The sequence below is a fragment of the Pseudomonas sp. PDM15 genome (genome assembly GCF_014851565.1).
Lineage (GTDB): Bacteria > Pseudomonadota > Gammaproteobacteria > Pseudomonadales > Pseudomonadaceae > Aquipseudomonas.
This window is the reverse complement of record NZ_JACVAA010000005.1, coordinates 1-23,765: the sequence shown is the minus strand read 5'-3', so window position 1 is coordinate 23,765 and position 23,765 is coordinate 1. Positions and strand designations below refer to the sequence as shown.

Sequence of the window (23,765 nt, the reverse complement as noted above, 5' to 3'; positions counted from 1 at the left end):
TGTGTTTTCTGGATTTAGCTGTGGAGGAGCCCAATGGTTCCGGTAATCGCCCTGGTGGGCCGTCCCAATGTGGGCAAGTCGACTCTGTTCAACCGCCTGACCCGCAGCCGCGATGCCATTGTCGGTGACCTGGCCGGCCTGACCCGCGATCGCCAATATGGCGATGCCAAGTGGGAAGGGCGCAGCTACATCCTGGTCGACACCGGCGGCATCACCGGCGACGAGGAGGGCATCGACGAGAAGATGGCCGAGCAGTCGCTGCTGGCCATCGAAGAGGCCGACGTGGTGCTGTTCCTCGTCGACGCCCGTGCCGGCCTGACCGCCAGCGACCAGATGATTGGTGAGCACCTGCGCAAGCGCAACAAGCGCAGCTACCTGGTGGTGAACAAGATCGACAACATCGATCCGGACATCGCCCGCGCCGAATTCGCCCCGATGGGCATGGGCGAAGCCCTGCCGATCGCCGGCGCCCATGGCCGCGGCATCACCCAGCTGCTGGAAACGACGCTCGGTGAATACCCGCGTGACGAGGACCACGATGCCTTCGACGAGAACGTCGCCGAGGGCGAGGAAGCCAAGCGCATTCCCGGGCCGAGTGAGAAGGATGGCATCAAGATCGCCATCATCGGCCGCCCCAACGTCGGCAAGTCGACCCTGGTCAATCGCATGCTCGGCGAGGAGCGCGTGGTGGTCTATGACCAGCCCGGCACCACTCGCGACAGCATCTACATCCCGTTCGAGCGCAACGACGAGAAGTACACGCTGATCGACACCGCCGGCGTGCGCAAGCGCGGCAAGATCCACGAGGAAGTGGAAAAGTTCTCGGTGGTGAAGACCCTGCAGGCGATCAAGGACGCCAACGTGGTGATCTTCGTCATGGATGCCCGCGAAGGTGTGGTCGACCACGACCTCAACCTGCTCGGCTTCGCCATCGAATCCGGCCGCGCCCTGGTGATCGCCCTGAACAAGTGGGACGGCATGGAGCCCGGCGAGCGCGACTACGTGAAGACCGAGCTGGAGCGCCGGCTGTTCTTCGTCGACTACGCCGATATCCACTTCATCTCCGCCCTGCACGGCACCGGCGTGGGCAACCTGTACAAGTCGGTGCAGGCCTCGTTCAAGTCGGCGATCACCCGCTGGCCGACCAGCCGCCTGACGCAGATCCTCGAGGACGCGGTGCAGGAACACCAGCCACCGATGGTCAGCGGCCGCCGCATCAAGCTGCGCTACGCTCACCTGGGTGGTGCCAACCCGCCGCTGATCGTGATCCACGGCAACCAGGTCGATGCGGTACCGAAGTCCTACACGCGCTACCTGGAAAACACCTTCCGCCGCGTGCTCAAGCTGGTCGGCACGCCGATCCGCATCGAGTACAAGGGGGGCGACAACCCCTACGAGGGCAAGAAGAACACCCTCACCGACCGTCAGGTGAACAAGAAACGCCGCCTGATGAGCCACCACAAGAAGGCCGAGAAGAAGCGCAAGGACAAGAAACGCTGATTCACCGGCGTTCCAGACAAAGGCGCAGCAGCTTCGGCTTCTGTGCCTTTTTCATTGATGCCGCTGCTGCATCCTGAGCGGGCCATCGGCTATCCTCGCGACTCGCCTCAAGCCAGCAGGAAGTCCCGATGCTCGCCAGCAAGCTGCCCAATGTCGGCACCACCATCTTCACCTGCATGTCCCAGCTCGCCGCGGAAGTCGGCGCCATCAATCTGTCCCAGGGTTTTCCCGATTTCGATGGCCCACAGGCCCTGCGCGAGGCCGTAGCCCGCCATGTGCTGGAAGGGCGCAACCAGTATTCGCCGATGACTGGTCTGCCGAGCCTGCGCCAACAGGTAGCGGCCAAGATCGCCCGTAGCTATGGCGTGCAGCGCGATGCCGACAGCGAGATCACCATCACTCCCGGTGCCACCGAGGCGATCTTCTGCGCGGTGCAGGCGCTGATCCATCCGGGCGACGAGGCCATCGTCCTCGACCCCTGCTACGACAGCTACGAACCCTCTGTGGAACTGGCCGGCGGCCGCTGCGTGCATGTGCCGCTGGCCCTGCCGGACTTCGCTGTGGACTGGCAGCGCCTGGCCGATGCCATCACCGAACGTACCCGCCTGATCTTCCTCAACTCGCCGCACAACCCCAGCGGCGCGCTGCTCAGTCGTGACGATCTGGATCGTCTGGCCGCACTGATCCGCGGCCGCGATATCCACCTCATCAGCGACGAGGTCTACGAGCACCTGATCTTCGACGGCGTCCGCCACGCCAGCGTGCTGGCCCACGAGGAGCTGTATGCCCGCGCCTTCGTGGTCAGCTCGTTCGGCAAGACCTACCACGTCACCGGCTGGAAGACCGGCTACGTGGTGGCGCCGCCGGCGCTCACCGCTGAGCTGCGCAAGATCCACCAATACGTGAATTTCTGCGGCGTGACCCCGCTGCAGCACGCCCTGGCCGACTTCATGGAGTCCAATCCCGAGCACGTCGAGGAGCTGCCGGCCTTCTACCAGACCAAGCGCGACCTGTTCTGCGACCTGCTGGCCGGCTCGCGTTTCCGCTTCACCCGCGCGCCAGGCACCTACTTCCAGCTGGCCGACTATTCGGCGATCCGCCCGGACCTGGACGACGTGGCCATGGCCGAATGGCTGACCCGCGAACACGGCGTGGCGGCGATCCCGGTGTCGGTGTTCTACCAACAGGCACCGAGCGAGATGCGCCTGGTGCGCTTCTGCTTTGCCAAACGCGAGGAGACGCTGCGCCTGGCAGCGGAAAAGCTATGCGCGATCTGAGCCAGCTGCCCGACCTGGAACTGGCGCTGATCCAGAGCGAACTGGACTGGCACGACGCCGCGGCCAACCGCGCGCGCTTCGAGCCGCTGCTGGAACAGGCGCGCGGCGCCGACCTGGTAGTGCTGCCGGAGATGTTCAGCACCGGCTTCTCCATGCACTCGGCCGAGCTGGCCGAGCCGGAGGACGGTCCGACCACGACCTGGCTGTGTGGGCAGGCCCGACGTGTCGACGCCGTGGTTACCGGCAGCCTGATCATCCAGGCCTTTGACGGCAGCTACCGCAATCGCCTGCTGTGGGCGCGCCCGGATGGTTCGCTGGCCCACTACGACAAGCGCCACCTGTTCCGCATGGCCGGCGAGCACAAGCACTACAGCGCAGGTGAAGAGCAGGTGCTGCTGGAGGTGAAGGGCTGGCAGGTGCGCCCGCTGATCTGCTACGACCTGCGCTTCCCGGTATGGAGCCGCGACCCGCACAACACCGATCTGCTGCTGTACACCGCCAACTGGCCGGGCGCGCGCCGCCACCACTGGAACCGCCTGCTGCCGGCGCGGGCCATCGAGAACCTGTGCTACGTGGCCGCGGTGAACCGCATCGGCGGCGACGGCAATGGCCATCCCTATAGTGGTGATTCCCAAGTGCTGGACTTCCAGGGCGAAACCCTGCTGGCTGCGGGCGATGCAGCTGGCGTGTTCCGCGTGCGTTTGGCGGCCGCCGAGCTGGCCGCCTATCGCGAGCGCTTCCCGGCCTACCTGGACGCCGATGGCTTCAGCCTGGATTGACCAGTTGCAGAGGTGACAACGCCGGGCCCGAGCCCGGCGTTGTCGTTTCTCAGGCCTGCAGGCTGGCCATTTCGATCACGAAGCGATACTTCACATCGCTCTTGAGCATGCGCTCGTAGGCCTGGTTGATCGACTGGATCGGGATCATCTCGATGTCCGAGACGATGCCGTGGGCGGCGCAGAAATCGAGCATCTCTTGGGTCTCGGCGACACCGCCGATCAGCGAGCCAGCGATGCGGCGGCGCTTGAAGATCAGGCCGAACACGTCCGGCGACGGGTGCGGCGAGTCCGGGGCGCCGACCAGGGTCATGGTTGCGTCGCGCTTGAGCAGGTTGAGGAAGGGGTTGAGGTCGTGCGGCGCGGCCACGGTGTTGAGGATGAAGTCGAAGCTGTTGGCGTGGGCAGCCATCTCCTCGGCGTTCTTCGACACCACCACTTCGCTGGCGCCCAGGCGCAGGGCGTCTTCGCGCTTGTTCGGCGAGGTGGTGAACAGCACCACGCGGGCGCCCATGGCGGCGGCGATCTTCACCCCCATATGGCCGAGGCCACCCAGCCCGACGATGCCGACCTTCTGCCCCGGGCCGACCTGCCACTGACGCAGCGGCGAATAGGTGGTGATTCCGGCGCACAGCAGCGGCGCTACGGCAGCCAGCTGGGCGGGGTCGGTATGGCTGATGCGCAGGACGAAGCGCTGCTCCACCACGATGTGCTGGGAGTAGCCGCCGAAGGTGTTCTCGCCACCGAATACCGGGCCGTTGTAGGTGCCGGTGAAGCCGCTCTCGCAGTACTGCTCCAGATTCTCCTTGCACGAGGCGCAATGCCGGCAGCTGTCGACCATGCAGCCGACACCGGCCACGTCACCGACCTTGAACTTGGAGACGTTGCTGCCGACGGCGGTGACGCGGCCGACGATCTCGTGGCCCGGCACCGAGGGGTACAGGGTGTTGTGCCATTCGTTGCGCGCGGTATGCAGGTCCGAGTGGCAGACGCCGCAATAGAGGATGTCGATGGCCACATCGTCCGGGCCGACGGCGCGGCGCTGGATCTCGAAAGGCGCCAGCGGGGTGTGCGGGGCCTGGGCGGCAAAGGCGAGGGTCTTGCTCATGGGATTCTCCTTGGCGGATCGGTAAGCCGAAGGAGAGGTTAGTGCAGGGGGAGGGAGGCCGGTTTGCCCAATCCTGCCGAATCCATGCCCAGAGATGCGGGCATGAAAAAGGGGGCCGCAGCCCCCTGGTTCAAACGCGCCTCGCTCAGGCCGCCTGTACCTCGGACTGAGCCAGCGCGCGGTTGAGGGCGCTGAACAGGGCGCGGAAGGTCGCGGTGGTCAGGTTCTCGTCGATGCCGATGCCGTGCAGCGGGCGGCCACCGTTCAGGCGTACCTCGATATAGGCCACGGCCTGGGCGTTGGTGCCGGCGCTGATGGCGTGCTCGTGGTAGTCCATGATCTCGATGTTCTGCGGCAGCGCGGCAACCAGCGCCTCCAGCGGGCCCTTGCCGGTGCCGTGCTTGCGCCGGGCTTCGCCTTCGTAGCTGACGTCGACGTCGACGGTGCAGATGCCGTTCTCTTCCTGCAGGCGATGGCTCTTCAGCTCGTACGGGCTGTCGGCTTGCAGGTACTCGCTCTGCAGCAGGCCGTAGATCTGCTGGGCGGTCATCTCCAGGCCGAGGCGGTCGGTCTCGCGCTGCACCACCTGGCTGAACTCGATCTGCATGCGACGCGGCAGGCTGATGCCGTATTCCTGCTCGAGCAGGAAGGTGATGCCGCCCTTGCCGGACTGACTGTTCACGCGGATCACCGCCTCGTAGTCGCGGCCGATGTCGGCCGGATCGATCGGCAGGTACGGCACTTCCCAGACGCCTTCCGGGTCCTGCTGGGCGAAGCCCTTGCGGATCGCATCCTGGTGCGAACCGGAGAAGGCGGTGTGGACCAGGTCGCCGACGTACGGGTGGCGCGGATGCACCGGCAGCTGGTTGCACTCTTCCACCACCTTGCGCACGGCATCGATGTCGGAGAAGTCCAGTTCGGGGTCGACGCCCTGGGTGTAGAGGTTGAGCGCGAGGGTCACCAGGCAGACGTTGCCGGTGCGCTCGCCGTTGCCGAACAGGCAGCCTTCCACGCGGTCGGCACCGGCCATCACGGCCAGCTCCGAGGCAGCCACGCCGGTGCCGCGGTCGTTGTGGGTGTGCACGCTGATCAGCACGCTGTCGCGACGGGCGACATGGCGGCCAAACCACTCGATCTGATCGGCATAGTTGTTCGGCGTGGCGCACTCGATGGTGGCCGGCAGATTGAGGATCAGCTTATGCGCCGGAGTTGGCTCGAACACGCCGATCACTGCGTTGCACACTTCGACGGCGAAGTCGATTTCGGTGGAGCTGAACACTTCCGGCGAGTACTCGAAGCCCCACTGGGTTTCCGGCTGCGCGGCGGCCAGGCGTTTGATGATCCGCGCGGCGCTGGTGGCGATCTCGACCACGCCGGCCTTGTCCTGGTTGAAGACGATGCGGCGGAAGCTCGGTGCGGTGGCGTTGTAGTAGTGGACGATGGCCTTCTTGGCGCCCTTGAGCGACTCGAAGGTGCGGGTGATCAGGTCCTCGCGGGCCTGGGTCAGCACCTGGATGGTCACGTCGTCAGGGATGTGGCCGCCGTCGATCAGCTCGCGGACGAAGTCGAAGTCGGTCTGCGAGGCGGACGGGAAGCCCACTTCGATCTCCTTCAGGCCCACGGCGACCAGACACTTGAAGAAGCGCATCTTTTTCTCGGCGTCCATCGGCTCGATCAGCGATTGGTTGCCGTCGCGCAGGTCGGTGGACAGCCAGATCGGCGCCTTGTCGATGATCTGGTCCGGCCAGGTGCGGTCGGGCAACTGCACTTGGGTGAACGGGCGGTATTTCTTGGACGGGTCTTTGAGCATGGTCATCGGAGGTAATCCTTGGGTCGGCGGCAGGCCGGAGAATCGCGAAATCGAAGGTGTGCGTCGGAGGCGGATTCAGCCACGCAGTCGTGGGCTGACCAGGCGCTGGCAGGCGTGTTGACGCAGAATAATGAGGGTGTGGGCCGTGTTCATGCTAATAACCCTACTGCTGGAGGTTAAAGCTGGCAAGGGTTGTGCGGGAAACGCGGATTACTTGCGCTGATTTTGCTGGATTAAATAAATATTGCTGCATTCAGTTTTTCTGCTGGATTTTATTGCGCGAGAAATCAGGGATTGAACGCGCCGATAAAGATCGCCGGGTCGACGCGGGCGTCGTTGAGGCTGACGTTCCAGTGCATGTGCGGACCTGTCGCGCGGCCGGTGGCGCCAACGCGGCCGACGATGCCACCGCGCGGCAGCTCCTGGCCCAGCTGTACGTCGACCTTGGACAGGTGGCAGAACATGCTGATCAGGCCCTGGCCGTGGTCGACGAATACCGTCTTGCCGTTGAAGAAGTAGTCGCCGATCAACGTCACCTTGCCGGCGGCCGGGGCCTTGATCGGCGTGCCGACTCCAACGGCGAAGTCCAGCCCGGAGTGTGGGTTGCGCTCCTCACCATTGAAGAAGCGGCGCAGACCGAAGGGCGAGGACAGCGGGCCGTGGACCGGCTTGTCGAACAGCAGGTTGCTCGGCTGGCGGGTGCTGAACTGCTGGTAAGCCTGAGTCTGCTCGGCCAGCTCGCGCTCGATGCGTTTGAGGTTGGCAGGGCTCGGGTTGACCTGTTCCTTGTTCTTCAGGGTAATGCGCTGTTCGCGGTAGTGCTTGGTGCCGACCTGGAAGCTCAGGGCCTGGCCGTTTGCCTCGATCTGCTGAGGGCCGGGCTTGACCGTCAGCGGGATCCCGACGATGGCGATCCAGCGCTTGCCTTCTTCCTTCACCACCAGTACCGGCTTGCCCTGGTAGCGCGCCTGCGGCGCGGTGGCCGAGTCGCCGAGATCAAGTACGGCCACGCCGCCGGGCACCGGCTTGTTCAGCAGGCGGGTGATAAAGCCATCGGCATGAGCGGGCAGGGCGAGGCAGAGCAGCAGGGTGATGAGCGGGCGCAATTGTCAGTCCAGAAGCGAGAGGGTGACCGGGGTGAGGTGGTTGTCCTCGACCCGTACATCGAGCTGGCCTTCGCCCAGCCGGGCCTTGAGGCGTTGGCCGGGGCGGGTCTGGCTGGCTGCGCGCACGGCCTGGCCGCGCTCGTCGAGCAGGATGCTGTAGCCGCGGCCCAGGGTGGCCAGCGGGCTGACGATGTGCAGGGTCTGGGCCAGGCTCTGCAGTTGCTGCCGTTGCTCGCGCAGGCGCGCCTGGGTGGCGCGTGGCAGGCGCTCGGCCAGGCTGTCCAGGCGCTGGCGCAGCAGGGCCAGGGCGCGGCCGGGATGCTGGGCGTTAAGGCGGGCTTCCAGGCGTGCCAGACGCTCGTGGCGGCTGGTGGACTGCTGGGCGAAGGCGCGGCGCAGGCGCATGTCCAGGTCGTCCAGGCGTTGGGCCTGTTGGCGCAGACGTTCGCCGGGATGGCGCAGGCGCCGGGTCAGGCTTTCCAGACGCAGCTGTTCGCGACTCAGACGGGTCTGCAGGGTCAGCGCCAGGCGGCGGCTTAGGCTGTCCAGGCGGCGCTGCAGGTCGGAGCTGTCCGGTGCCAGCAGCTCGGCAGCAGCAGAGGGCGTCGGGGCGCGCACGTCGGCGACGAAGTCGCTGATCGACACATCGGTCTCATGGCCGACGGCACTGACGATCGGCGTAACGCAGGCGGCCACGGCGCGCGCCACCGCCTCCTCGTTGAAGCACCAGAGATCCTCTAGCGAGCCGCCGCCACGGGCCAGGATGATCGCGTCGAAGCCGGCGCGGTCGGCCAGTTGCAGGCCGCGGACGATCTGCGCGGTGGCCTCGCGGCCCTGCACGGCGGTGGGGATCAGGGTCAGCGCCACCTGCGGCGCGCGGCGGCGGAATACGCTGATGATGTCGCGGATCACCGCGCCGGTCGGCGAGCTGACGATGCCGATGCGTTGCGGGTGAGCGGGCAGGGCGACCTTACGCTCGGTGGCGAACAGGCCCTCGGCGGACAGCTTCTCTTTCAGCGCCTCGAAGGCCAGGCGCAGCGCTCCGTCGCCGGCTGGCTCCACCGTGTCGAGGATCAGCTGGTAGTCGCCGCGGCCCTCGAACAGCGAGACCTTGCCGCGCACCTTCACCGCCAGACCGTCGCGCAGCGCCTGGCGCACGCGGCTGGCGTTCTGCCGGAACAGCGCGCAGCGCACTTGGGCCTGGCTGTCCTTCAGGGTGAAGTAGAGGTGTCCGGAGGCGGGCTTGGCCAGGTTGGAGATTTCGCCCTCGACCCAGACCTGGGCGAACACGTCCTCCAGCAACAGCCGTGCGCGGTTGTTGAGCTGGCTGACGCTGAGGGTGTCGCGGTCAAGACCGAGGCGCTGGAAGGGATCATTGAGCATGGCGGCATGATAAAGGCTTTACTGAAACAGCCATAGGCGCTTGACCGGCGCCGCATGGTCATTAAGCTGCGCAGCCGTTTTTCGCCCTGGTGTAGTCATGAGCGATCAGATCATTCTCGTTCCGCGCATCTCCAGCCTGCCCGGCCATGAGGCCAAGGCCTGGGGCGTGCTGCGCTGGCTGGTCAAGCGCGACATCGTCGAGCAGCTGCCGACCACCTGCGGCCGTGGCGCGCGCGGCATGGCCCACGCCATCGCGCCGGGTGCGCGGCAGATCGTCCAGCGTCCCGAGCTACTTCCGTATGGTCAGCCGCTCAATGGCCTGGAGATAGTCACCAAGCGCTGCATCTATACGCCCACCGAGGGGTTCCTTGAGGAAGCCGGCTGCGCGGAGTGCCGCCAGGAGATCGGCGAGGCGCTGTTCGCCAGCCTGGAGGAGTGGATGCCCGGGCAGACCGACAACTTCACCTGTCCCGAATGTGGGCATGAAGACGACATCAACGGTTTCCTGTTCCTGCAGCCCTGCGCCTTCTCCAACCTCGGCCTGATCTTCAATGGCTGGGGCCCTGCGGGTTTCCGCCCAGCCTTTCTCGAGGAGCTGACTGAGCGCGTGGGCCAGCCGTTGGCCCAGGTTCAGGTAAAGAGCTGAGTGGGTGAAACCGCGCATTGAGTGATGGCGGGTGGCTAGGTATAATGCCGCGCTTCTTATTTTTCCCTCCCGGGAGCCCCGCCATGCTGCGCATCAGCCAAGAAGCACTGACCTTCGACGACGTTCTGCTCATCCCCGGTTATTCCGAAGTCCTGCCCAAGGACGTCAGCCTGAAGACCCGCCTGACCCGTGGCATCGAGCTGAACATCCCGCTGCTGTCCGCCGCGATGGATACCGTCACCGAAGCGCGCCTGGCCATCGCCATGGCCCAGGAAGGCGGCATCGGCATCATCCACAAGAACATGACCATCGAGCAGCAGGCTGCCGAGGTGCGCAAGGTCAAGAAATTCGAGGCCGGCGTGGTCAAGGACCCGATCACCATCGAGGCCGACGCCACCGTACGTGACCTGTTCGAACTGACCCGCCAGCACAACATCTCTGGCGTGCCTGTGCTCTCCAACGGCGACCTGGTCGGCATCGTCACCTCCCGCGACGTGCGCTTCGAGAACCGCCTGGACGCCCTGGTGCGTGACGTGATGACGCCGAAAGAGCGCCTGGTCACCGTCAAGGAAGGCGCCACCAAGGAAGCCGTGCGCGAGCTGCTGCACAAGCACCGCATCGAGAAAGTCCTGATCGTCGACGACGCCTTTACCCTCAAGGGCATGATGACCGTCAAGGACATCGAGAAGGCCAAGGCCTACCCGCTGGCCAGCAAGGACGACCAAGGTCGCCTGCGCGTCGGCGCCGCCGTCGGTACTGGTGCCGATACCGGCGACCGTGTCGGCGCACTAGTCGCCGCCGGCGTCGACGTGATCATCGTCGACACTGCCCACGGCCACTCCAAGGGTGTGATCGACCGCGTACGCTGGGTCAAGGAGAACTTCCCGGAAGTTCAGGTGATCGGCGGCAACATCGCCACCGGTGACGCCGCCAAGGCCCTGGTCGCCGCCGGCGCCGATGGCGTCAAGGTTGGCATCGGCCCGGGTTCCATCTGCACCACCCGTATTGTCGCCGGCGTCGGCGTGCCGCAGATCAGCGCCGTGGCCAACGTCGCCGCCGCCCTGGCCGGTACCGGTGTTCCGCTGATCGCCGACGGTGGCATCCGTTTCTCCGGTGACCTGTCCAAGGCCATCGTCGCCGGCGCTTCCGCCGTGATGATCGGCTCCATGCTGGCCGGTACCGAAGAAGCCCCTGGCGAAGTCGAACTGTTCCAGGGTCGTTCCTACAAGGCCTACCGCGGCATGGGCTCGCTGGGCGCCATGGCCCAGGCCCAGGGCTCGTCCGACCGCTACTTCCAGGACTCCTCGGCCGGTGCCGAGAAACTGGTGCCGGAAGGTATCGAAGGCCGCGTACCGTACAAGGGCGCGATGAGCGCCATCGTGCACCAGCTGATGGGCGGCCTGCGCGCCTCCATGGGCTACACCGGCTGCGCCACCGTCGAGGAAATGCGCACCAAGCCGGAGTTCGTGCGCATCACCGGCGCCGGCATGGCCGAGTCGCACGTGCACGACGTACAGATCACCAAAGAAGCCCCGAACTATCGCGTGGGTTAATCCACTGCAATGAATCGACACGGGGCTGACTGATCAGCCCCGTGTCATTTGTGACTTCCGCTACGAGAGACGGCCATGGCCCACGACATTCACGCCCACCGCATCCTCATCCTCGACTTCGGTTCTCAGTACACCCAGCTGATCGCCCGCCGCGTGCGCGAAATCGGCGTGTACTGCGAGATCCATCCGTTCGACATGGCTGACGCCGACATCCGCGCCTTTGCCCCGCGCGGCATCATCCTCGCCGGTGGCCCGGAGTCGGTGCATGAAGCGAACAGCCCGCGCGCGCCGCAGGCGGTGTTCGATCTGAACGTGCCGATCTTCGGCATCTGCTACGGCATGCAGACCATGGCCGAGCAGCTCGGCGGCAAAGTGGAAGGTTCCGACCTGCGCGAGTTCGGCTACGCCCGTGTCGACATCGTCGGCAAGGCCCGCCTGCTCGACGGCATCGAAGACCATGTGGACACCGACGGCGTGCTGGGTCTGGACGTGTGGATGAGCCACGGCGACAAGGTCACCGCCATGCCTGCCGGCTTCCACATCCTGGCCAGCACCCCGAGCTGCCCGATCGCCGCCATGGCCGACGACAGCCGTGCATACTACGGCGTGCAGTTCCACCCGGAAGTGACCCACACCAAGCAGGGCGGTCGCATCCTCTCGCGCTTCATCCTCGACATCTGCGGCTGCGAAGCCCTGTGGACCCCGGCCAACATCGTCGAAGACGCCATCGCCACCGTGCGCGCCCAAGTGGGCTCGAACAAGGTGCTGCTGGGCCTGTCCGGCGGCGTCGACTCCTCGGTGGTCGCAGCCCTGCTGCACAAGGCCATCGGCGACCAGCTGACCTGCGTGTTCGTCGACAACGGCCTGCTGCGCCACAAGGAAGGCGACCAGGTGATGGCCATGTTCGCCGAGAACATGGGCGTCAAGGTGATCCGCGCCAACGCCGAAGAGCTGTTCCTCGGTCGCCTGGCCGGTGTCAGCGATCCGGAAGAGAAGCGCAAGATCATCGGCCGCAGCTTCATCGAGGTGTTCGATGAGGAAGCCACCAAGCTCAAGGACGTGAAGTTCCTCGCCCAGGGCACCATCTACCCGGACGTGATCGAGTCGGCCGGCGCCAAGACTGGCAAGGCCCACGTGATCAAGTCCCACCACAACGTCGGCGGCCTGCCGGAGGACATGCAGTTCTCCCTGGTCGAGCCGCTGCGCGAACTGTTCAAGGACGAGGTGCGCAAGATCGGCCTGGAGCTGGGCCTGCCCTACGACATGGTCTACCGCCACCCGTTCCCGGGCCCGGGCCTGGGCGTGCGCATCCTCGGCGAGGTGAAGAAGGAATACGCCGACCTGCTGCGTCTGGCCGACCACATCTTCATCGAAGAGCTGCGCAATTTCGACTGGTACCACAAGACCAGCCAGGCCTTCGTGGTGTTCCAGCCGGTGAAATCGGTCGGCGTGGTCGGTGACGGCCGTCGCTACGCCTGGGTCGTCGCCCTGCGCGCGGTGGAGACCATCGACTTCATGACCGCACGCTGGGCGCACCTGCCCTACGAGCTGCTGGAGAAGGTGTCCAACCGCATCATCAACGAGATCTCCGGCATCTCCCGCGTCACCTACGACGTGTCTAGCAAGCCGCCTGCCACCATCGAGTGGGAGTGACCGGAAGGGCAGCGCAAGCTGCCCTTTTCGTTGCTGTCCTTTCGTTTATAGGGCCTGTCTCTCAGAGCCCCCGGCGCGATGCCGATTCCATCTAACGAGGCGGCTCACCCCGGACCAAGCTGAAGGGGTGATGCGCTCATTCGCGAGGATGGAGTCATGGTCCATGTCGATTGGCGATTGCGCGGTGCAGGCGTTGACCTGTGCAACTGCGCGTACGGTTGCCCCTGCCAGTTCAACGCGCTGCCGACCCACGGCACCTGCGAGGCGGCGGTGGGTTTCCATATCCTCGAGGGGCACTTCGGCGACGTTGCGCTGGATGATCTGCATGTGGCCTGCACCTTCGCCTGGCCCGGGCCCGTTCACGAGGGCCACGGCCAGTGCCAAGCGTTCATCGACGAGCGGGCCAGCGAGGCCCAGCGCCAGGCGCTGCTGGCCATCCTCAGCGGCCAAGAGCAGGAGCCCACGGCCTTTTTCGCCATCTTCGCCAGCACGGTGGAGACCATGCATGAGCCGCAGTTCCTGCCGGTCGAGGTGCGCACCGACCGCGTCGCCCTGACCGCCAGCATCCGCGTGCCCGGCCAGATCGATGGCCGCGCCGAGCCGATCCGCAACCCGGTGGATGGCTCGATACACCGCGCTCGGGTGGTGCTGCCCGAAGGCTTCGAGTTCAGCGAGACGGATTGCGCCAGCGCCACCTTCCGCACCACGGGCGCCATCGCCCTGCAGCACTCCGGCAGCAACGCCATGCTCTATGACCTGCACATGGGGCCCAATGGCATCATCCGCGGCTAGCCGGCTGGACTGGGGCGCGCTGGTCGCCGCGGCCAGCGTATTGCTGCTCAGCGCGCTGGCCTGGTACTGGCAGGCACGCCAGGTGGCGCTGATGGAGGCCATGGGCGACATGCAAATGCCGCCGACCCAGTGGTTGTCCGGGGAAGGGCTGCTGGCCCTGCTCATGTGGCTGGTGATGATGCAGGCGATGATGCTGCCGGCGGCCCTGCCGATGATCCTGCTGTATCGCCGCTGCCTGCAGCGGGATCGCCAGCGCGTGGCCAAGCTCTGGTTGTTCTGCGCGGCCTACGGGCTGATGTGGGGCGGCTTCGCCCTGCTGCTGACGGGGCTTCAGGCGCTCGGCGAGCGCGTCGCTGTGCTCGAGCCCATGACTCTGCGCCTGCCGCCTGCGCTTGGCGGGCTGGTGCTGCTGGTGGCCGGCCTGTACCAGCTGAGTCGGGCCAAAGCTGCCTGTCTCGAGCATTGCCAGAGTCCGCTGCAGTTCCTCCAGCACAATGCCCGCCCTGGGCTGGGCGGCGCCTGGCTGACCGGCCTGCACCACGGCCTCTACTGCCTGGGCTGCTGCTGGGCGCTGATGCTGATCCTGCTGGTGCTTGGTGCCATGAGCCTGTGGGGCATGGCGCTGCTCAGTATGCTGGTGCTGGCGGAGAAGGCGCTGCCCCTGGGCGCCGGTTGGCGCCGCATCAGCGGCGCGCTGCTGATCGGCTGTGGTGTGTGGCTGCTGGTTCAGGCGTAGCGCCGCTGGCACTGCTCGCAGTAATAGCTCTGGCGCTGGGTACGCCCCAGCTTGGCCTTGCTCAACGGGATGGCGCAGCGCGGGCAGCGGCTCTGCCGATGCGCCTGCCAGTGCTGCTTGAGCACAAAGGCCTTCTTCCAGGCGAGGAAGTCGAAGGCGTACTGGCGCACCTCGCTCACCAGTTCCTTCAGCTTGTCGGCGGGCAGGGCGCCCAGCGGGCTCAGCGGGTGCACCTGGATACGAAACAGCACTTCGTTCTTGAAGATATTGCCGGCGCCGGCGAACACCTGCTGATCGAGGATCGCGTCACAGGCCAGGGTGGCGGGCATCACCTGCAGCTTGACCAGGGCCAGCTCGGCGTCCCAGTCATCGGAAAGGGTGTCGCAGCGCCAGTCGTAATGTTCGCTGAGCGGCGGCTGCAGGAACTGCACCGAGCAGCCATAGAAGTTCAGCTCGCCATTGGCGAAGCCCAGGCTCAGGCGCGGCGCGGCATCCTTGCGCTCGTCGATGCGGTAACTGCCGAACAGCAGCAGGTGGATGCGCACCACGACGTGCTCCAGTTCGATCAGGAAGTGCTTGCCCCAGCTGCGCAGGGCCTTCACCCGCTGGCCTTGCAGGCGCTGCAGGTCGACCTTGCTGTTGCCCTCCGCACGCAGGATGCGCTGGCCGGCGAAGCGCTCGGTCTCCTCGCGCAGAATCAGGATGCTGGGGCCTTCGGGCATGCTGCGCGCTCCACTTGGGATTTGCCGGTAGACCCGTGGCCTGCACAGAGAGTTGCGGCAATCGGCCGCGCGTTCCAGGGCTCTGGCTGCACACAGCGCCTGCAGTTAATGAGAAACTATGTCGTTTCAGGGCCAGATGGTCGGCCCGCTTTCTCAGGAGTCGTCGGCGCATGTCGTTTACCCGCAGACAGATACTTGCCGGCCTGGCGGGGCTGGGCGTCGCCGGCCTCGGCGCCGGTGGCGTGCGCTACTGGCTGGGGCGCCCGGAGAACGTGGCGACCCACGACTACGAGCTGATCGCCGCGCCATTGGACCTGGAGCTGGTACCGGGCCACCAGACCCCGGCCTGGGCCTATGGCGGCCAGGCGCCCGGCCTGGAGCTGCGCTGCAAACAGGGCGAGCGCCTGCGGGTGCGCTTCATCAACAGGCTGGACGTCGACACCACCATCCACTGGCACGGCATCCGCCTACCGCTGGACATGGACGGCGTGCCCTATGTCTCGCAGCTGCCGGTCAAACCCGGCGAGTACTTCGACTACGACTTCATCTGCCCGGACGCCGGCAGCTACTGGTATCACCCGCACACCTCCAGCACAGAGCAGCTGGGCCGCGGCCTGGTCGGCCCGCTGATCGTCGAGGAGTGCGAGCCAAGCGGTTTCGTTCATGAGCGCACGTTGTGCCTGAAGACCTGGCATGTGGACGAGCAGGGCGCCTTCACCGAGTTCCTGGTGCCGCGCCAGGCAGCCCGCGAGGGCACCCGCGGCCGTCTGTCGACCATCAACGGTCAACCGCTGCCGACCATCGAACTGCCGGCCGTGCAGGTGGTGCGTCTGCGCCTGATCAACGTCGACAGCACCATCACCTATCGCCTCAACCTGCCGGGCGGTGAGGCGCGCATCTATGCACTGGACGGCAACCCCGTGGCGCCGCGCGCGCTGGGCAAGGACTACTGGCTGGGGCCGGGCATGCGCATCGATCTGGCATTGAAGGTGCCGGCTGCGGGTCAGGAACTGCCGCTGCGCAACGGGCCGCTGCGCCTGGCGACCATCAGAAGCATTGCCAGCAGCGAGGCGCCCGCGGGCTGGCCGCCGGCGTTGCCGGCCAACCCGGTGAGCGAGCCGGACCTGAGCCAGGCCGAGACCCTGCGCTTCAACTTCGAATGGGCGGCCATGCTCTCCGGCGATGTACAGCGCGGCGGCAGCTATCGCTACTGGCAGATCAACGGCCAGGCCTGGGACATCAGTGACAAGGCCTGTGCCGACCGCCCCATTGCCAGCCTGAAGAAGGACGGCCATTACATCTTCGTGCTGCGCAACATGGCCCAGTACCAGCACCCCATTCACCTGCACGGCATGAGCTTCAAGGTGCTGGATTCGGACCGCAAGGACATAGTGCCGTACTTCACCGACACCTACCTGCTGGGCAAGAACGAGACGGCGCGCATCGCCTTCGTCGCCGATAATCCAGGAGTGTGGATGTTCCACTGCCATGTGATCGATCACATGGAAACCGGCCTGATGGCCGCCATTGAGGTGGTCTGATGCGCCAACCGAAGATCATCGACCGCAGCCACGACGAGCGTTTCATGCGCCAGGCCATGGAGCTGGCCCGGCAGGGCGCCGAGCGTGGCGAGGTGCCGGTGGGCGCGGTGCTGGTGCAGGACGGCGGGGTGATCGGCAGCGGCTTCAACTGCCCGATCAGTACCTCAGACCCCAGCGCCCACGCGGAGATGGTGGCTATCCGCGCCGCCGCCCAGGCCGTGCAGAACTACCGCCTGCCTGGCAGCACCCTGTACGTCACCTTGGAGCCCTGCAGCATGTGCGCCGGGCTGATCGTGCATTCGCGCATCGCCCGGGTGGTCTACGGCACCACCGAGCCCAAGGCCGGAGTGGCGGTCAGTCGCGGCCAGTTCTTCACCCAGGACTTCCTCAACCATCGCGTGCTGATCGAGGGAGGGTTGCTGGCGCAGGAGTGTGGGGAAATGCTCAGTGCCTTCTTCAAGGCACGGCGGGCAGGGGATCGCTGATTCGGCCGATCAGAGCTGAGTCGGCTCTTCCTTGGGAATGGTCTTGTTTACGCCCGGCACATGCAGGCCGCTCTCGGCGACGCGGGCGCCTTCCAGCTGCGGCTGGGTCACCCAGTTGAGGATGTCGTAGTAGCGCCGCACGTTGCGCACGAAGTGTACGGTCTCGCCGCCGCGGGCGTAGCCGTAGCGGGTCTTGCTGTACCAGCGCTTCTGCGACAGGCGCGGCAGCATCTTCTGTACGTCCAGCCACTTGTTCGGGTTGAGGCCTTCGGCCTGGGCCATCTTGCGGGCGTCCGACAGGTGGGCGATGCCGATGTTGTAAGCGGCCAGGGCGAACCAGGTGCGGTCCGGCTCGCTCATCTCCTCGGTCAGGCCGCTGTGCACCAAGGTGAAGTACTTGGCGCCGCCAGCGATGCTCTGCTTAGGGTCCAGGCGGTTGACCACGCCCATGGCCTGGGCGGTGGCCTGGGTCAGCATCATCAGGCCGCGCACGCCGGTCTTGGAGGTGGCGTCGGCGGTCCACAGGGACTCCTGGTAGCCGATGGCGGCCAGCAGGCGCCAGTCCACCTTGTGCTTCTCGGCGGCCTGCTTGAATTGCTGCTCGTAGCGCGGCAGGCGCTGCTGCAAATGCTTGGCGAAGGTGTAGGCGCCGACGTAGCCGAGTACGTCGACGTGGCCGTAGTAGCGCTCCTTGAGGCGCTGCAGGCTGCCGTTCTCCTCGACAAGGGCGAGGAAGTGGTTGGCCTCGCGCAGCAGGCTGTCGTCCTCGCCGGCCGCCACCGCCCAGCCCAGGCTGCGCGCCTGGCCGAGGTCGAAGGCGACACGCACGTTGGGGAAGTACACCTGGTTCATCGCCAGTTCGTTGGAGTCGACCAGGGTCAGGTCGACCTGGCCTTCGTCGACCATGCGCAGCAGGTCGACCACCTCGACATCGGCGGACTCCTCGTACTGCAGCTCGGGCAGGGTCTTCTTCAGTTCGGCCAGCTGTTCGGCGTGGCTGCTGCCCTTGAGCACCAGGATACGCCGGCCGATCAGCTCCTCGGGGCGGCTGGGGCGGCGCTGGCCATCGCGATAGATGATCTGCGGGGTGACATCCAGATAGGCGCGGGAGAAGTTGGCCTGGGCCTTGCGGCCTTCGCTGGCGACCAGGCCGGCGGCGGCCAGCACCGGGCCGTTGCTCTGGTTGAGGCGGACGAACAGGTCGTCGAGGTTGTCGGCGGTCTCGACCTTCAGCTCGACGCCCAGATTGTCGGCGAAGCGCTTGGCCAGCTCGTACTCGAAACCGGTCTCGCCGGCACGGTCCTGGAAGTAGGTCGTCGGGCTGTTGCGGGTGATCACGCGAAGCACGCCCTCCTCCTGTACCCGCTCGAGGGTGCTGGGCTGCGCCGCTTCCGGAGAAGCATCGCAGCCCGCGAGCAGCAGGAAGATCGCGGTCGCCAACAAGCAGGCGGTCGTGCGGATGCGCAACACAATGTGGGCAAACATCGGCGCAGTATACGCAAAGCCCAACGGGTGCCATATCTCGACAGTATTTCGGCGCTCTGTTAGATGCGCCGGATCCTGTGTGCTCAGGGTGCCGTCGGCGGGTGCTTTAGGCTAGAATGCACGGCCTCAAAGAACCTGCTCCCGGGGGCCCGTGGCAGGTTCGAAGTACACCCCCTTCTCAGAGGCTGTTCTCCATGTTGATCCTGCGCGGCGCGCCCGCTCTTTCCGCCTTCCGTCACGGCAAACTGCTTTCGCAACTGACCGCCAGGGTCCCCGCCGTGACCGGGTTGTACGCCGAGTTCGCGCATTTTGCCGAAGTCACCGGAGTACTTACCGCCGATGAAGAGCAGGTACTGGCCCGGCTGCTGAAGTACGGCCCGAGCGTTCCGGTGCAGGAGCCCAGCGGCAAGCTGTTCCTGACCATTCCGCGCTTCGGCACCATCTCGCCCTGGTCGAGCAAGGCCAGCGACATCGCCCGCAACTGCGGCCTGGCCAAGATCGAGCGCCTGGAGCGCGGTGTGGCCTACTACGTCAGCGGCGAGCTGAGCGAGGCCGATATCCAGGCCGCTGCCGCCCTGCTGCACGACCGCATGACCCAGCTGGTGCTGAGTACCCTGGAAGACGCCGCCGGCCTGTTCAGCCACGCCCAGCCCAAGCCGCTGACCGCCGTGGATATTCTGGGTGGTGGCCGCGCCGCTCTGGAACAGGCCAACGTCCAGCTGGGCCTGGCCCTGGCCGAGGACGAGATCGACTACCTGGTGAAGAGCTTCACCGAGCTGGGCCGCAACCCGCACGACGTCGAACTGATGATGTTCGCCCAGGCCAACTCCGAGCATTGCCGTCACAAGATCTTTAACGCCAGCTGGGACATCGACGGCGAGAGCCAGGACAAGTCGCTGTTCGGCATGATCAAGAACACCTACCAGATGCACAGCGATGGCGTGCTGTCCGCCTACAAGGACAACGCCTCGGTCATCGTCGGCCACACGGCCGGGCGCTTCTTCCCCAATCCGGATACCCGCGAGTACGGCGCCACCGTCGAGCCGGTGCACATCCTGATGAAGGTGGAAACCCACAACCACCCGACCGCCATCGCCCCGTTCCCCGGCGCCTCCACCGGCTCCGGCGGCGAGATCCGCGACGAGGGCGCCACCGGTCGCGGTGCCAAGCCCAAGGCCGGCCTGACCGGCTTCACCGTCTCCAACCTGAACATCCCCGGTTTCGTGCAGCCCTGGGAGAAGCCCTACGGCAAGCCCGAGCGCATCGTCACCGCGCTGGACATCATGATCGAGGGCCCGCTGGGCGGCGCCGCGTTCAACAACGAATTCGGCCGTCCGGCCCTGAATGGCTACTTCCGTACCTTCGAGCAGGCCGTGAACTCGCCGCGTGGCGAAGAAGTGCGCGGCTACCACAAGCCGATCATGCTCGCCGGCGGCATGGGCAACATCCGTGAAGACCATGTGCAGAAGGGCGAGATCTCGGTCGGCGCCAAGCTGATCGTGCTCGGCGGCCCGGCCATGCTGATTGGCCTGGGCGGCGGCGCCGCTTCCTCCATGGCCACCGGCGCCAGCTCCGCCGACCTGGACTTCGCCTCGGTACAGCGCGACAACCCGGAAATGGAGCGTCGCTGCCAGGAAGTCATCGATCGCTGCTGGCAGCTGGGCGCCGACAACCCGATCAAGTTCATCCACGACGTTGGCGCCGGCGGCATCTCCAACGCCCTGCCGGAGCTGATCAACGACGGCGGCCGTGGCGGTCGCTTCGAGCTGCGCGCCGTACCGAACGACGAGCCGGGCATGGCCCCGCTGGAAATCTGGTGCAACGAGTCGCAGGAACGCTACGTGATGAGCGTGGACGCCGCCGACTTCGAGCGTTTCAAGGCCATCTGCGAGCGCGAGCGCTGCCCGTTCGCCGTGGTCGGCGAGGCCATCGCCGAGCCGCACCTGACCGTGTCCGACAGCCACTTCGGCAACAAGCCGGTGGACATGCCGCTGGAGGTACTGCTCGGCAAGCCGCCGCGCATGCACCGCAGCGTCACCCGCGAGGCGGACCAGGGCGATGACTTCGCCGCCGCCAGCGTCGATATCGACGAGGCCGTGAGCCGCGTGCTGCGCCACCCTGCAGTGGCCAGCAAGAGCTTCCTGATCACCATCGGCGACCGCACCATCACCGGCCTGGTCGCTCGCGACCAGATGGTCGGCCCGTGGCAGGTGCCGGTGGCCGACTGCGCCGTAACCGCCACCAGCTTCGACGTCTACACCGGTGAGGCCATGGCCATGGGCGAGCGTACGCCGCTGGCCCTGCTCGACGCGCCGGCCTCCGGCCGCATGGCGGTGGGCGAGACCATCACCAACCTGGCCGCTTCGCGTATCGAGAAGATCTCCGACATCAAGCTGTCCGCCAACTGGATGGCCGCCGCCGGCCACCCGGGCGAGGACGCGCGCCTGTACGACACCGTGAAAGCGGTCGGCATGGAGCTGTGCCCGGCGCTCGGCATCACCATTCCGGTGGGCAAGGACTCCATGTCCATGAAGACCCGCTGGCAGGACGAGGGCGTCGACAAGAGCGTGACCTCGCCGCTGTCGCTGGTGATCACCGGCTTCGCCCCGGTCGCCGACATTCGCCAGACCCTGACGCCGCAGCTGCGTCTGGACAAGGGCGAGACCGATCTGATCCTGATCGATCTCGGCCGCGGCCAGAACCGCGTGGGCGGCTCGATCCTGGCGCAGACCTACGCCAAGCTCGGCCAGGCCGTGCCGGACGTCGACGACGCCGAAGACCTCAAGGCCTTCTTCGCCGTGATCCAGGGCCTCAACGCCGATGGCCACATCCTGGCCTACCACGACCGTTCCGACGGTGGCCTGCTGACCACCGCCCTGGAAATGGCCTTCGCCGGCCACTGTGGTCTCAACCTGTTCCTCGACGGGCTGGCCGACGAGGCCTCCGAACTGGCCGCCGTGCTGTTCAACGAGGAGCTGGGGGCGGTGATCCAGGTGCGCCAGGACGCCACTCCGGAAGTTCTCGCCCAGTTCAGCGCCGCCGGTCTCGACGACTGCGTGGCGGTGATCGGCCAGCCGGTCAACGGCAGCGACGTGGCCATCAGCTTCAACGGCGAGCCGGTATTCGGCGGCGAGCGCCGCATGCTGCAGCGCCAGTGGGCCGAGACCAGCTTCCAGATCCAGCGCCTGCGCGACAACGCCCAGGGCGCCGAGCAGGAGTTCGACCTGATCCTCGACGAGGACAACCCGGGCCTGTCGACCAAGCTGTCGTTCGACGTCAACCAGGACATCGCCGCGCCCTACATCAAGAAGGGTGTGCGGCCGCAGGTCGCGGTGCTGCGCGAGCAGGGTGTCAACGGCCAGGTGGAAATGGCCGCGGCTTTCGACCGCGCAGGGTTCTCCGCAATTGACGTGCATATGAGCGACATCCTCAGCGGCCGCGTCAGCCTGGAGCAGTTCAAGGGCCTGGTGGCCTGCGGTGGCTTCTCCTATGGCGACGTGCTCGGTGCCGGCGAGGGCTGGGCCAAGTCGGCACTGTTCAACAGCCGTGCCCGTGATGGCTTTGCCGCCTTCTTCGCGCGCAAGGACAGCTTCGCCCTCGGCGTGTGCAACGGCTGCCAGATGATGAGCAACCTGCACGAGCTGATCCCGGGCACCGAGTTCTGGCCGCACTTCGTGCGCAACCGCTCGGAGCAGTTCGAGGCCCGCGTGGCCATGGTCCAGGTGCAGGAGTCGGCGTCGATCTTCCTGCAGGGCATGGCCGGTTCGCGCCTGCCGATCGCCATCGCCCACGGTGAAGGCCACGCCGAGTTCGAGAGCGAGGAGGCGCTGCTAGAGTCGGATCTGTCCGGCACCGTGGCTCTGCGCTTTATCGACAACTACGGCAAGGTCACCGAGAACTACCCGGCCAACCCGAACGGCTCGCCGCGCGGCATCACCGGTCTGTGCAGCCGCGACGGCCGCGTGACCATCATGATGCCGCACCCGGAGCGGGTTTTCCGCGCCGTGCAGAACTCCTGGCGCCCGGACGAGTGGCAGGAAGACGGCGGCTGGATGCGCATGTTCCGCAACGCCCGCGTTTGGGTCGACTGATAGCGCAGCGCATGCTCTCTCCCGCGTCCTGCGGGGGAGGGCTTCTCGACGAGGCTGGCGATGTCAGGCTCCGAAGATAACTCCCTCCCCGAAGTACGTCAGGTCAACCCTGGCGAGACTCATCTGCTGTGCCGCTGCGGGCGCTCACCCGTGCTTCCCGACTGTTCTGCCGGCTGCGCCGAAGGGTTGCTGCTCGAACCCGTGCGTCAGCAGTTTGTGCTGCTCTGTCGCTGTGGGCAGTCGCGGCGTATGCCCTATTGCGACGGCAGTCACAGCCCTCCGGCTCAAGGCCTGAAGGCGCGCTGGCGCCGCTTCGCCAAGGGTGATTAACCCGCTTCGCCTTATGGCCAATGGCTCTAGCCTGGAAATGGACGATTTGCCCGCGACGAACTCCAATGCACAGTTGCGAACTAGGCCACGTGCGGGTGATGAGGCAAAATGCCATTATTGCCTTGGCAGTGCGGCTCTCGGGTCGCTGTATTCGTCGATGCTCGGAGGGGCTGGATGTACAAATTCTGTTTCTATGTACCGGAAAGCCATCTGGAAGAAGTCAAGGTCGCGGCATTCGCGGCAGGTGCAGGACGCATTGGACAGTACGACAGCTGCTGCTGGCAGACCTTGGGCAAGGGCCAATTCCGCCCGCTGGAGGGTAGCAACCCCTTCATCGGCCAGCCAGGCCATAGCGAGGAAGTGGCGGAGTGGAAGGTGGAGATGGTGGTGGCCGACGAGCTTATCCACGACGTGGTCAAGGCCATGAAGAAGGCCCACCCCTACGAGACTCCCGCCTTCGATGTATGGCGCCTGTCCGATCTGCAGTTCTGATCTGCCCGTATAAATAGAAGAAGCCCCGGCAATGCCGGGGCTTCTTTTTTCCGCCTGCCGTTTACTGCTGCAGGTGCTGCTTCAGCTCGGCGCCAGCCTGGCGCATGGCGGCCTGCACGGCCGGGACATGGGCCAGCGGGTTGAGCAGGCCATAGTCGTGGATCATGCCGTTGTAGCGCACCGCGGTGACGGTGACGCCGGCGGCGTCCAGTTTGCGCGCGTAGGCCTCGCCCTCGTCACGCAGCACGTCGAACTCGGCGGTCTGGATCAGCGTAGGCG

Annotated in this window: 20 protein-coding genes; 13 read left to right on the top strand and 7 right to left on the bottom strand. The window is 66.1% G+C overall.

The window, feature by feature from the left end; translation table 11 throughout:
- Positions 1–33: 33 nt before the first annotated feature.
- The 3 genes from der (at position 34) to IB232_RS14725 (ending at position 3,556) form a co-directional block, all read left to right on the top strand.
- Positions 34–1,500 (top strand): ribosome biogenesis GTPase Der, encoded by a 1,467-nt coding sequence (der, locus tag IB232_RS14735; RefSeq protein WP_192399384.1) that lies wholly within the window; start codon positions 34–36, stop codon positions 1,498–1,500.
- A gap of 128 nt (positions 1,501–1,628) precedes the next feature.
- On the top strand, positions 1,629–2,777 hold the full coding sequence (locus IB232_RS14730) for a pyridoxal phosphate-dependent aminotransferase (protein ID WP_192399383.1): 1,149 nt from the start codon (positions 1,629–1,631) through the stop codon (positions 2,775–2,777).
- Positions 2,765–3,556 carry an amidohydrolase gene (locus IB232_RS14725; RefSeq protein WP_192399382.1) on the top strand — a complete coding sequence of 264 codons (792 nt, stop codon included), beginning with the start codon at positions 2,765–2,767 and terminating at the stop codon, positions 3,554–3,556. The genes IB232_RS14730 and IB232_RS14725 overlap by 13 nt, the downstream gene beginning before the upstream one ends.
- 49 nt (positions 3,557–3,605) lie before the next feature.
- Here IB232_RS14725 and IB232_RS14720 read toward each other — a convergent pair whose 3' ends face one another.
- The 4 genes from IB232_RS14720 to xseA form a co-directional block, all read right to left on the bottom strand.
- A complete protein-coding gene (locus IB232_RS14720) occupies positions 3,606–4,661 on the bottom strand; it encodes an NAD(P)-dependent alcohol dehydrogenase (protein ID WP_192399381.1) in 1,056 nt (351 codons plus the stop codon).
- 145 nt (positions 4,662–4,806) lie between these two features.
- Entirely contained in the window at positions 4,807–6,477 is a 1,671-nt protein-coding gene (gene leuA, locus IB232_RS14715) for a 2-isopropylmalate synthase (RefSeq protein WP_192399380.1), read from the bottom strand.
- A gap of 281 nt (positions 6,478–6,758) precedes the next feature.
- Entirely contained in the window at positions 6,759–7,577 is an 819-nt protein-coding gene (locus IB232_RS14710) for a M23 family metallopeptidase (protein WP_192399379.1), read from the bottom strand.
- A gap of 3 nt (positions 7,578–7,580) precedes the next feature.
- A complete protein-coding gene (gene xseA / locus IB232_RS14705) occupies positions 7,581–8,960 on the bottom strand; it encodes an exodeoxyribonuclease VII large subunit (protein WP_192399378.1) in 1,380 nt (459 codons plus the stop codon).
- Between the two features lie 97 nt (positions 8,961–9,057).
- On the opposite strand from xseA, the gene IB232_RS14700 reads away from it, so the two are divergent.
- The 5 genes from IB232_RS14700 (at position 9,058) to IB232_RS14680 (ending at position 14,340) form a co-directional block, all read left to right on the top strand.
- A complete protein-coding gene (locus IB232_RS14700) occupies positions 9,058–9,606 on the top strand; it encodes a sugar ABC transporter ATPase (RefSeq protein ID WP_192399377.1) in 549 nt (182 codons plus the stop codon).
- An 83-nt stretch (positions 9,607–9,689) separates the two neighbouring features.
- Positions 9,690–11,159, top strand: coding sequence for an IMP dehydrogenase (gene guaB, locus IB232_RS14695; RefSeq protein ID WP_192399376.1), 1,470 nt, complete (start codon positions 9,690–9,692; stop codon positions 11,157–11,159).
- A 75-nt stretch (positions 11,160–11,234) separates the two neighbouring features.
- Positions 11,235–12,812 carry a glutamine-hydrolyzing GMP synthase gene (gene guaA / locus IB232_RS14690; protein WP_192399375.1) on the top strand — a complete coding sequence of 526 codons (1,578 nt, stop codon included), beginning with the start codon at positions 11,235–11,237 and terminating at the stop codon, positions 12,810–12,812.
- A 156-nt stretch (positions 12,813–12,968) separates the two neighbouring features.
- Positions 12,969–13,604, top strand: a complete 636-nt coding sequence (locus tag IB232_RS14685; protein ID WP_192399374.1) for a DUF1326 domain-containing protein — start codon at positions 12,969–12,971, stop codon at positions 13,602–13,604.
- A complete protein-coding gene (locus IB232_RS14680; protein WP_192399373.1) occupies positions 13,585–14,340 on the top strand; it encodes a DUF2182 domain-containing protein in 756 nt (251 codons plus the stop codon). Before IB232_RS14685 ends, IB232_RS14680 begins: the two co-directional genes overlap by 20 nt.
- Here IB232_RS14680 and IB232_RS14675 read toward each other — a convergent pair.
- The gene (locus IB232_RS14675; RefSeq protein WP_192399372.1) at positions 14,331–15,062 is read right to left on the bottom strand and encodes a DNA-formamidopyrimidine glycosylase family protein; all 732 of its coding nucleotides are present in this window, start codon (positions 15,060–15,062) and stop codon (positions 14,331–14,333) included. The two genes, IB232_RS14680 and IB232_RS14675, sit on opposite strands and share 10 nt — an antisense overlap.
- 170 nt (positions 15,063–15,232) lie before the next feature.
- On the opposite strand from IB232_RS14675, the gene IB232_RS14670 reads away from it, so the two are divergent.
- Both IB232_RS14670 and tadA read left to right on the top strand, forming a co-directional pair.
- The gene (locus IB232_RS14670; RefSeq protein WP_192399371.1) at positions 15,233–16,603 is read left to right on the top strand and encodes a multicopper oxidase family protein; all 1,371 of its coding nucleotides are present in this window, start codon (positions 15,233–15,235) and stop codon (positions 16,601–16,603) included.
- Positions 16,603–17,088, top strand: a complete 486-nt coding sequence (gene tadA / locus IB232_RS14665; protein WP_192399370.1) for a tRNA adenosine(34) deaminase TadA — start codon at positions 16,603–16,605, stop codon at positions 17,086–17,088. The genes IB232_RS14670 and tadA overlap by 1 nt, the downstream gene beginning before the upstream one ends.
- Positions 17,089–17,097: 9 nt before the next feature.
- Here tadA and mltF read toward each other — a convergent pair whose 3' ends face one another.
- Complete coding sequence (mltF, locus tag IB232_RS14660) at positions 17,098–18,573, bottom strand: membrane-bound lytic murein transglycosylase MltF (RefSeq protein ID WP_192399369.1); 1,476 nt, start codon at positions 18,571–18,573, stop codon at positions 17,098–17,100.
- Between the two features lie 194 nt (positions 18,574–18,767).
- Here mltF and purL point away from each other — a divergent pair, with 194 nt between their 5' ends.
- The 3 genes from purL (at position 18,768) to IB232_RS14645 (ending at position 23,486) form a co-directional block, all read left to right on the top strand.
- Positions 18,768–22,664, top strand: coding sequence for a phosphoribosylformylglycinamidine synthase (gene purL, locus IB232_RS14655; protein ID WP_192399368.1), 3,897 nt, complete (start codon positions 18,768–18,770; stop codon positions 22,662–22,664).
- A gap of 60 nt (positions 22,665–22,724) precedes the next feature.
- Complete coding sequence (locus IB232_RS23980; RefSeq protein ID WP_192399367.1) at positions 22,725–22,994, top strand: CDGSH iron-sulfur domain-containing protein; 270 nt, start codon at positions 22,725–22,727, stop codon at positions 22,992–22,994.
- Positions 22,995–23,168: 174 nt separating this feature from the next.
- Entirely contained in the window at positions 23,169–23,486 is a 318-nt protein-coding gene (locus IB232_RS14645; RefSeq protein ID WP_192399366.1) for a YqfO family protein, read from the top strand.
- A gap of 61 nt (positions 23,487–23,547) precedes the next feature.
- Here the strand turns inward: IB232_RS14645 and IB232_RS14640 are convergent.
- On the bottom strand, positions 23,548–23,765 hold a 218-nt coding region (locus IB232_RS14640; protein WP_192399365.1), incomplete at its 5' end, for an alpha/beta hydrolase.

Excerpts from the sequence above, each read along its gene's own strand:
- der (WP_192399384.1), top strand. The coding sequence starts at position 34 with ATGGTTCCGGTAATCGCCCTGGTGGGCCGTCCCAATGTGGGCAAGTCG.
- IB232_RS14730 (WP_192399383.1), top strand. The coding sequence starts at position 1,629 with ATGCTCGCCAGCAAGCTGCCCAATGTCGGCACCACCATCTTCACCTGC.
- IB232_RS14725 (WP_192399382.1), top strand. The coding sequence starts at position 2,765 with ATGCGCGATCTGAGCCAGCTGCCCGACCTGGAACTGGCGCTGATCCAG.
- IB232_RS14720 (WP_192399381.1), bottom strand. The coding sequence starts at position 4,661 with ATGAGCAAGACCCTCGCCTTTGCCGCCCAGGCCCCGCACACCCCGCTG.
- leuA (WP_192399380.1), bottom strand. The coding sequence starts at position 6,477 with ATGACCATGCTCAAAGACCCGTCCAAGAAATACCGCCCGTTCACCCAA.
- xseA (WP_192399378.1), bottom strand. The coding sequence starts at position 8,960 with ATGCTCAATGATCCCTTCCAGCGCCTCGGTCTTGACCGCGACACCCTC.
- IB232_RS14700 (WP_192399377.1), top strand. The coding sequence starts at position 9,058 with ATGAGCGATCAGATCATTCTCGTTCCGCGCATCTCCAGCCTGCCCGGC.
- guaB (WP_192399376.1), top strand. The coding sequence starts at position 9,690 with ATGCTGCGCATCAGCCAAGAAGCACTGACCTTCGACGACGTTCTGCTC.
- guaA (WP_192399375.1), top strand. The coding sequence starts at position 11,235 with ATGGCCCACGACATTCACGCCCACCGCATCCTCATCCTCGACTTCGGT.
- IB232_RS14685 (WP_192399374.1), top strand. The coding sequence starts at position 12,969 with ATGGTCCATGTCGATTGGCGATTGCGCGGTGCAGGCGTTGACCTGTGC.
- IB232_RS14680 (WP_192399373.1), top strand. The coding sequence starts at position 13,585 with ATGGCATCATCCGCGGCTAGCCGGCTGGACTGGGGCGCGCTGGTCGCC.
- IB232_RS14675 (WP_192399372.1), bottom strand. The coding sequence starts at position 15,062 with ATGCCCGAAGGCCCCAGCATCCTGATTCTGCGCGAGGAGACCGAGCGC.
- IB232_RS14670 (WP_192399371.1), top strand. The coding sequence starts at position 15,233 with ATGTCGTTTACCCGCAGACAGATACTTGCCGGCCTGGCGGGGCTGGGC.
- tadA (WP_192399370.1), top strand. The coding sequence starts at position 16,603 with ATGCGCCAACCGAAGATCATCGACCGCAGCCACGACGAGCGTTTCATG.
- mltF (WP_192399369.1), bottom strand. The coding sequence starts at position 18,573 with ATGTTTGCCCACATTGTGTTGCGCATCCGCACGACCGCCTGCTTGTTG.
- purL (WP_192399368.1), top strand. The coding sequence starts at position 18,768 with ATGTTGATCCTGCGCGGCGCGCCCGCTCTTTCCGCCTTCCGTCACGGC.
- IB232_RS23980 (WP_192399367.1), top strand. The coding sequence starts at position 22,725 with ATGTCAGGCTCCGAAGATAACTCCCTCCCCGAAGTACGTCAGGTCAAC.
- IB232_RS14645 (WP_192399366.1), top strand. The coding sequence starts at position 23,169 with ATGTACAAATTCTGTTTCTATGTACCGGAAAGCCATCTGGAAGAAGTC.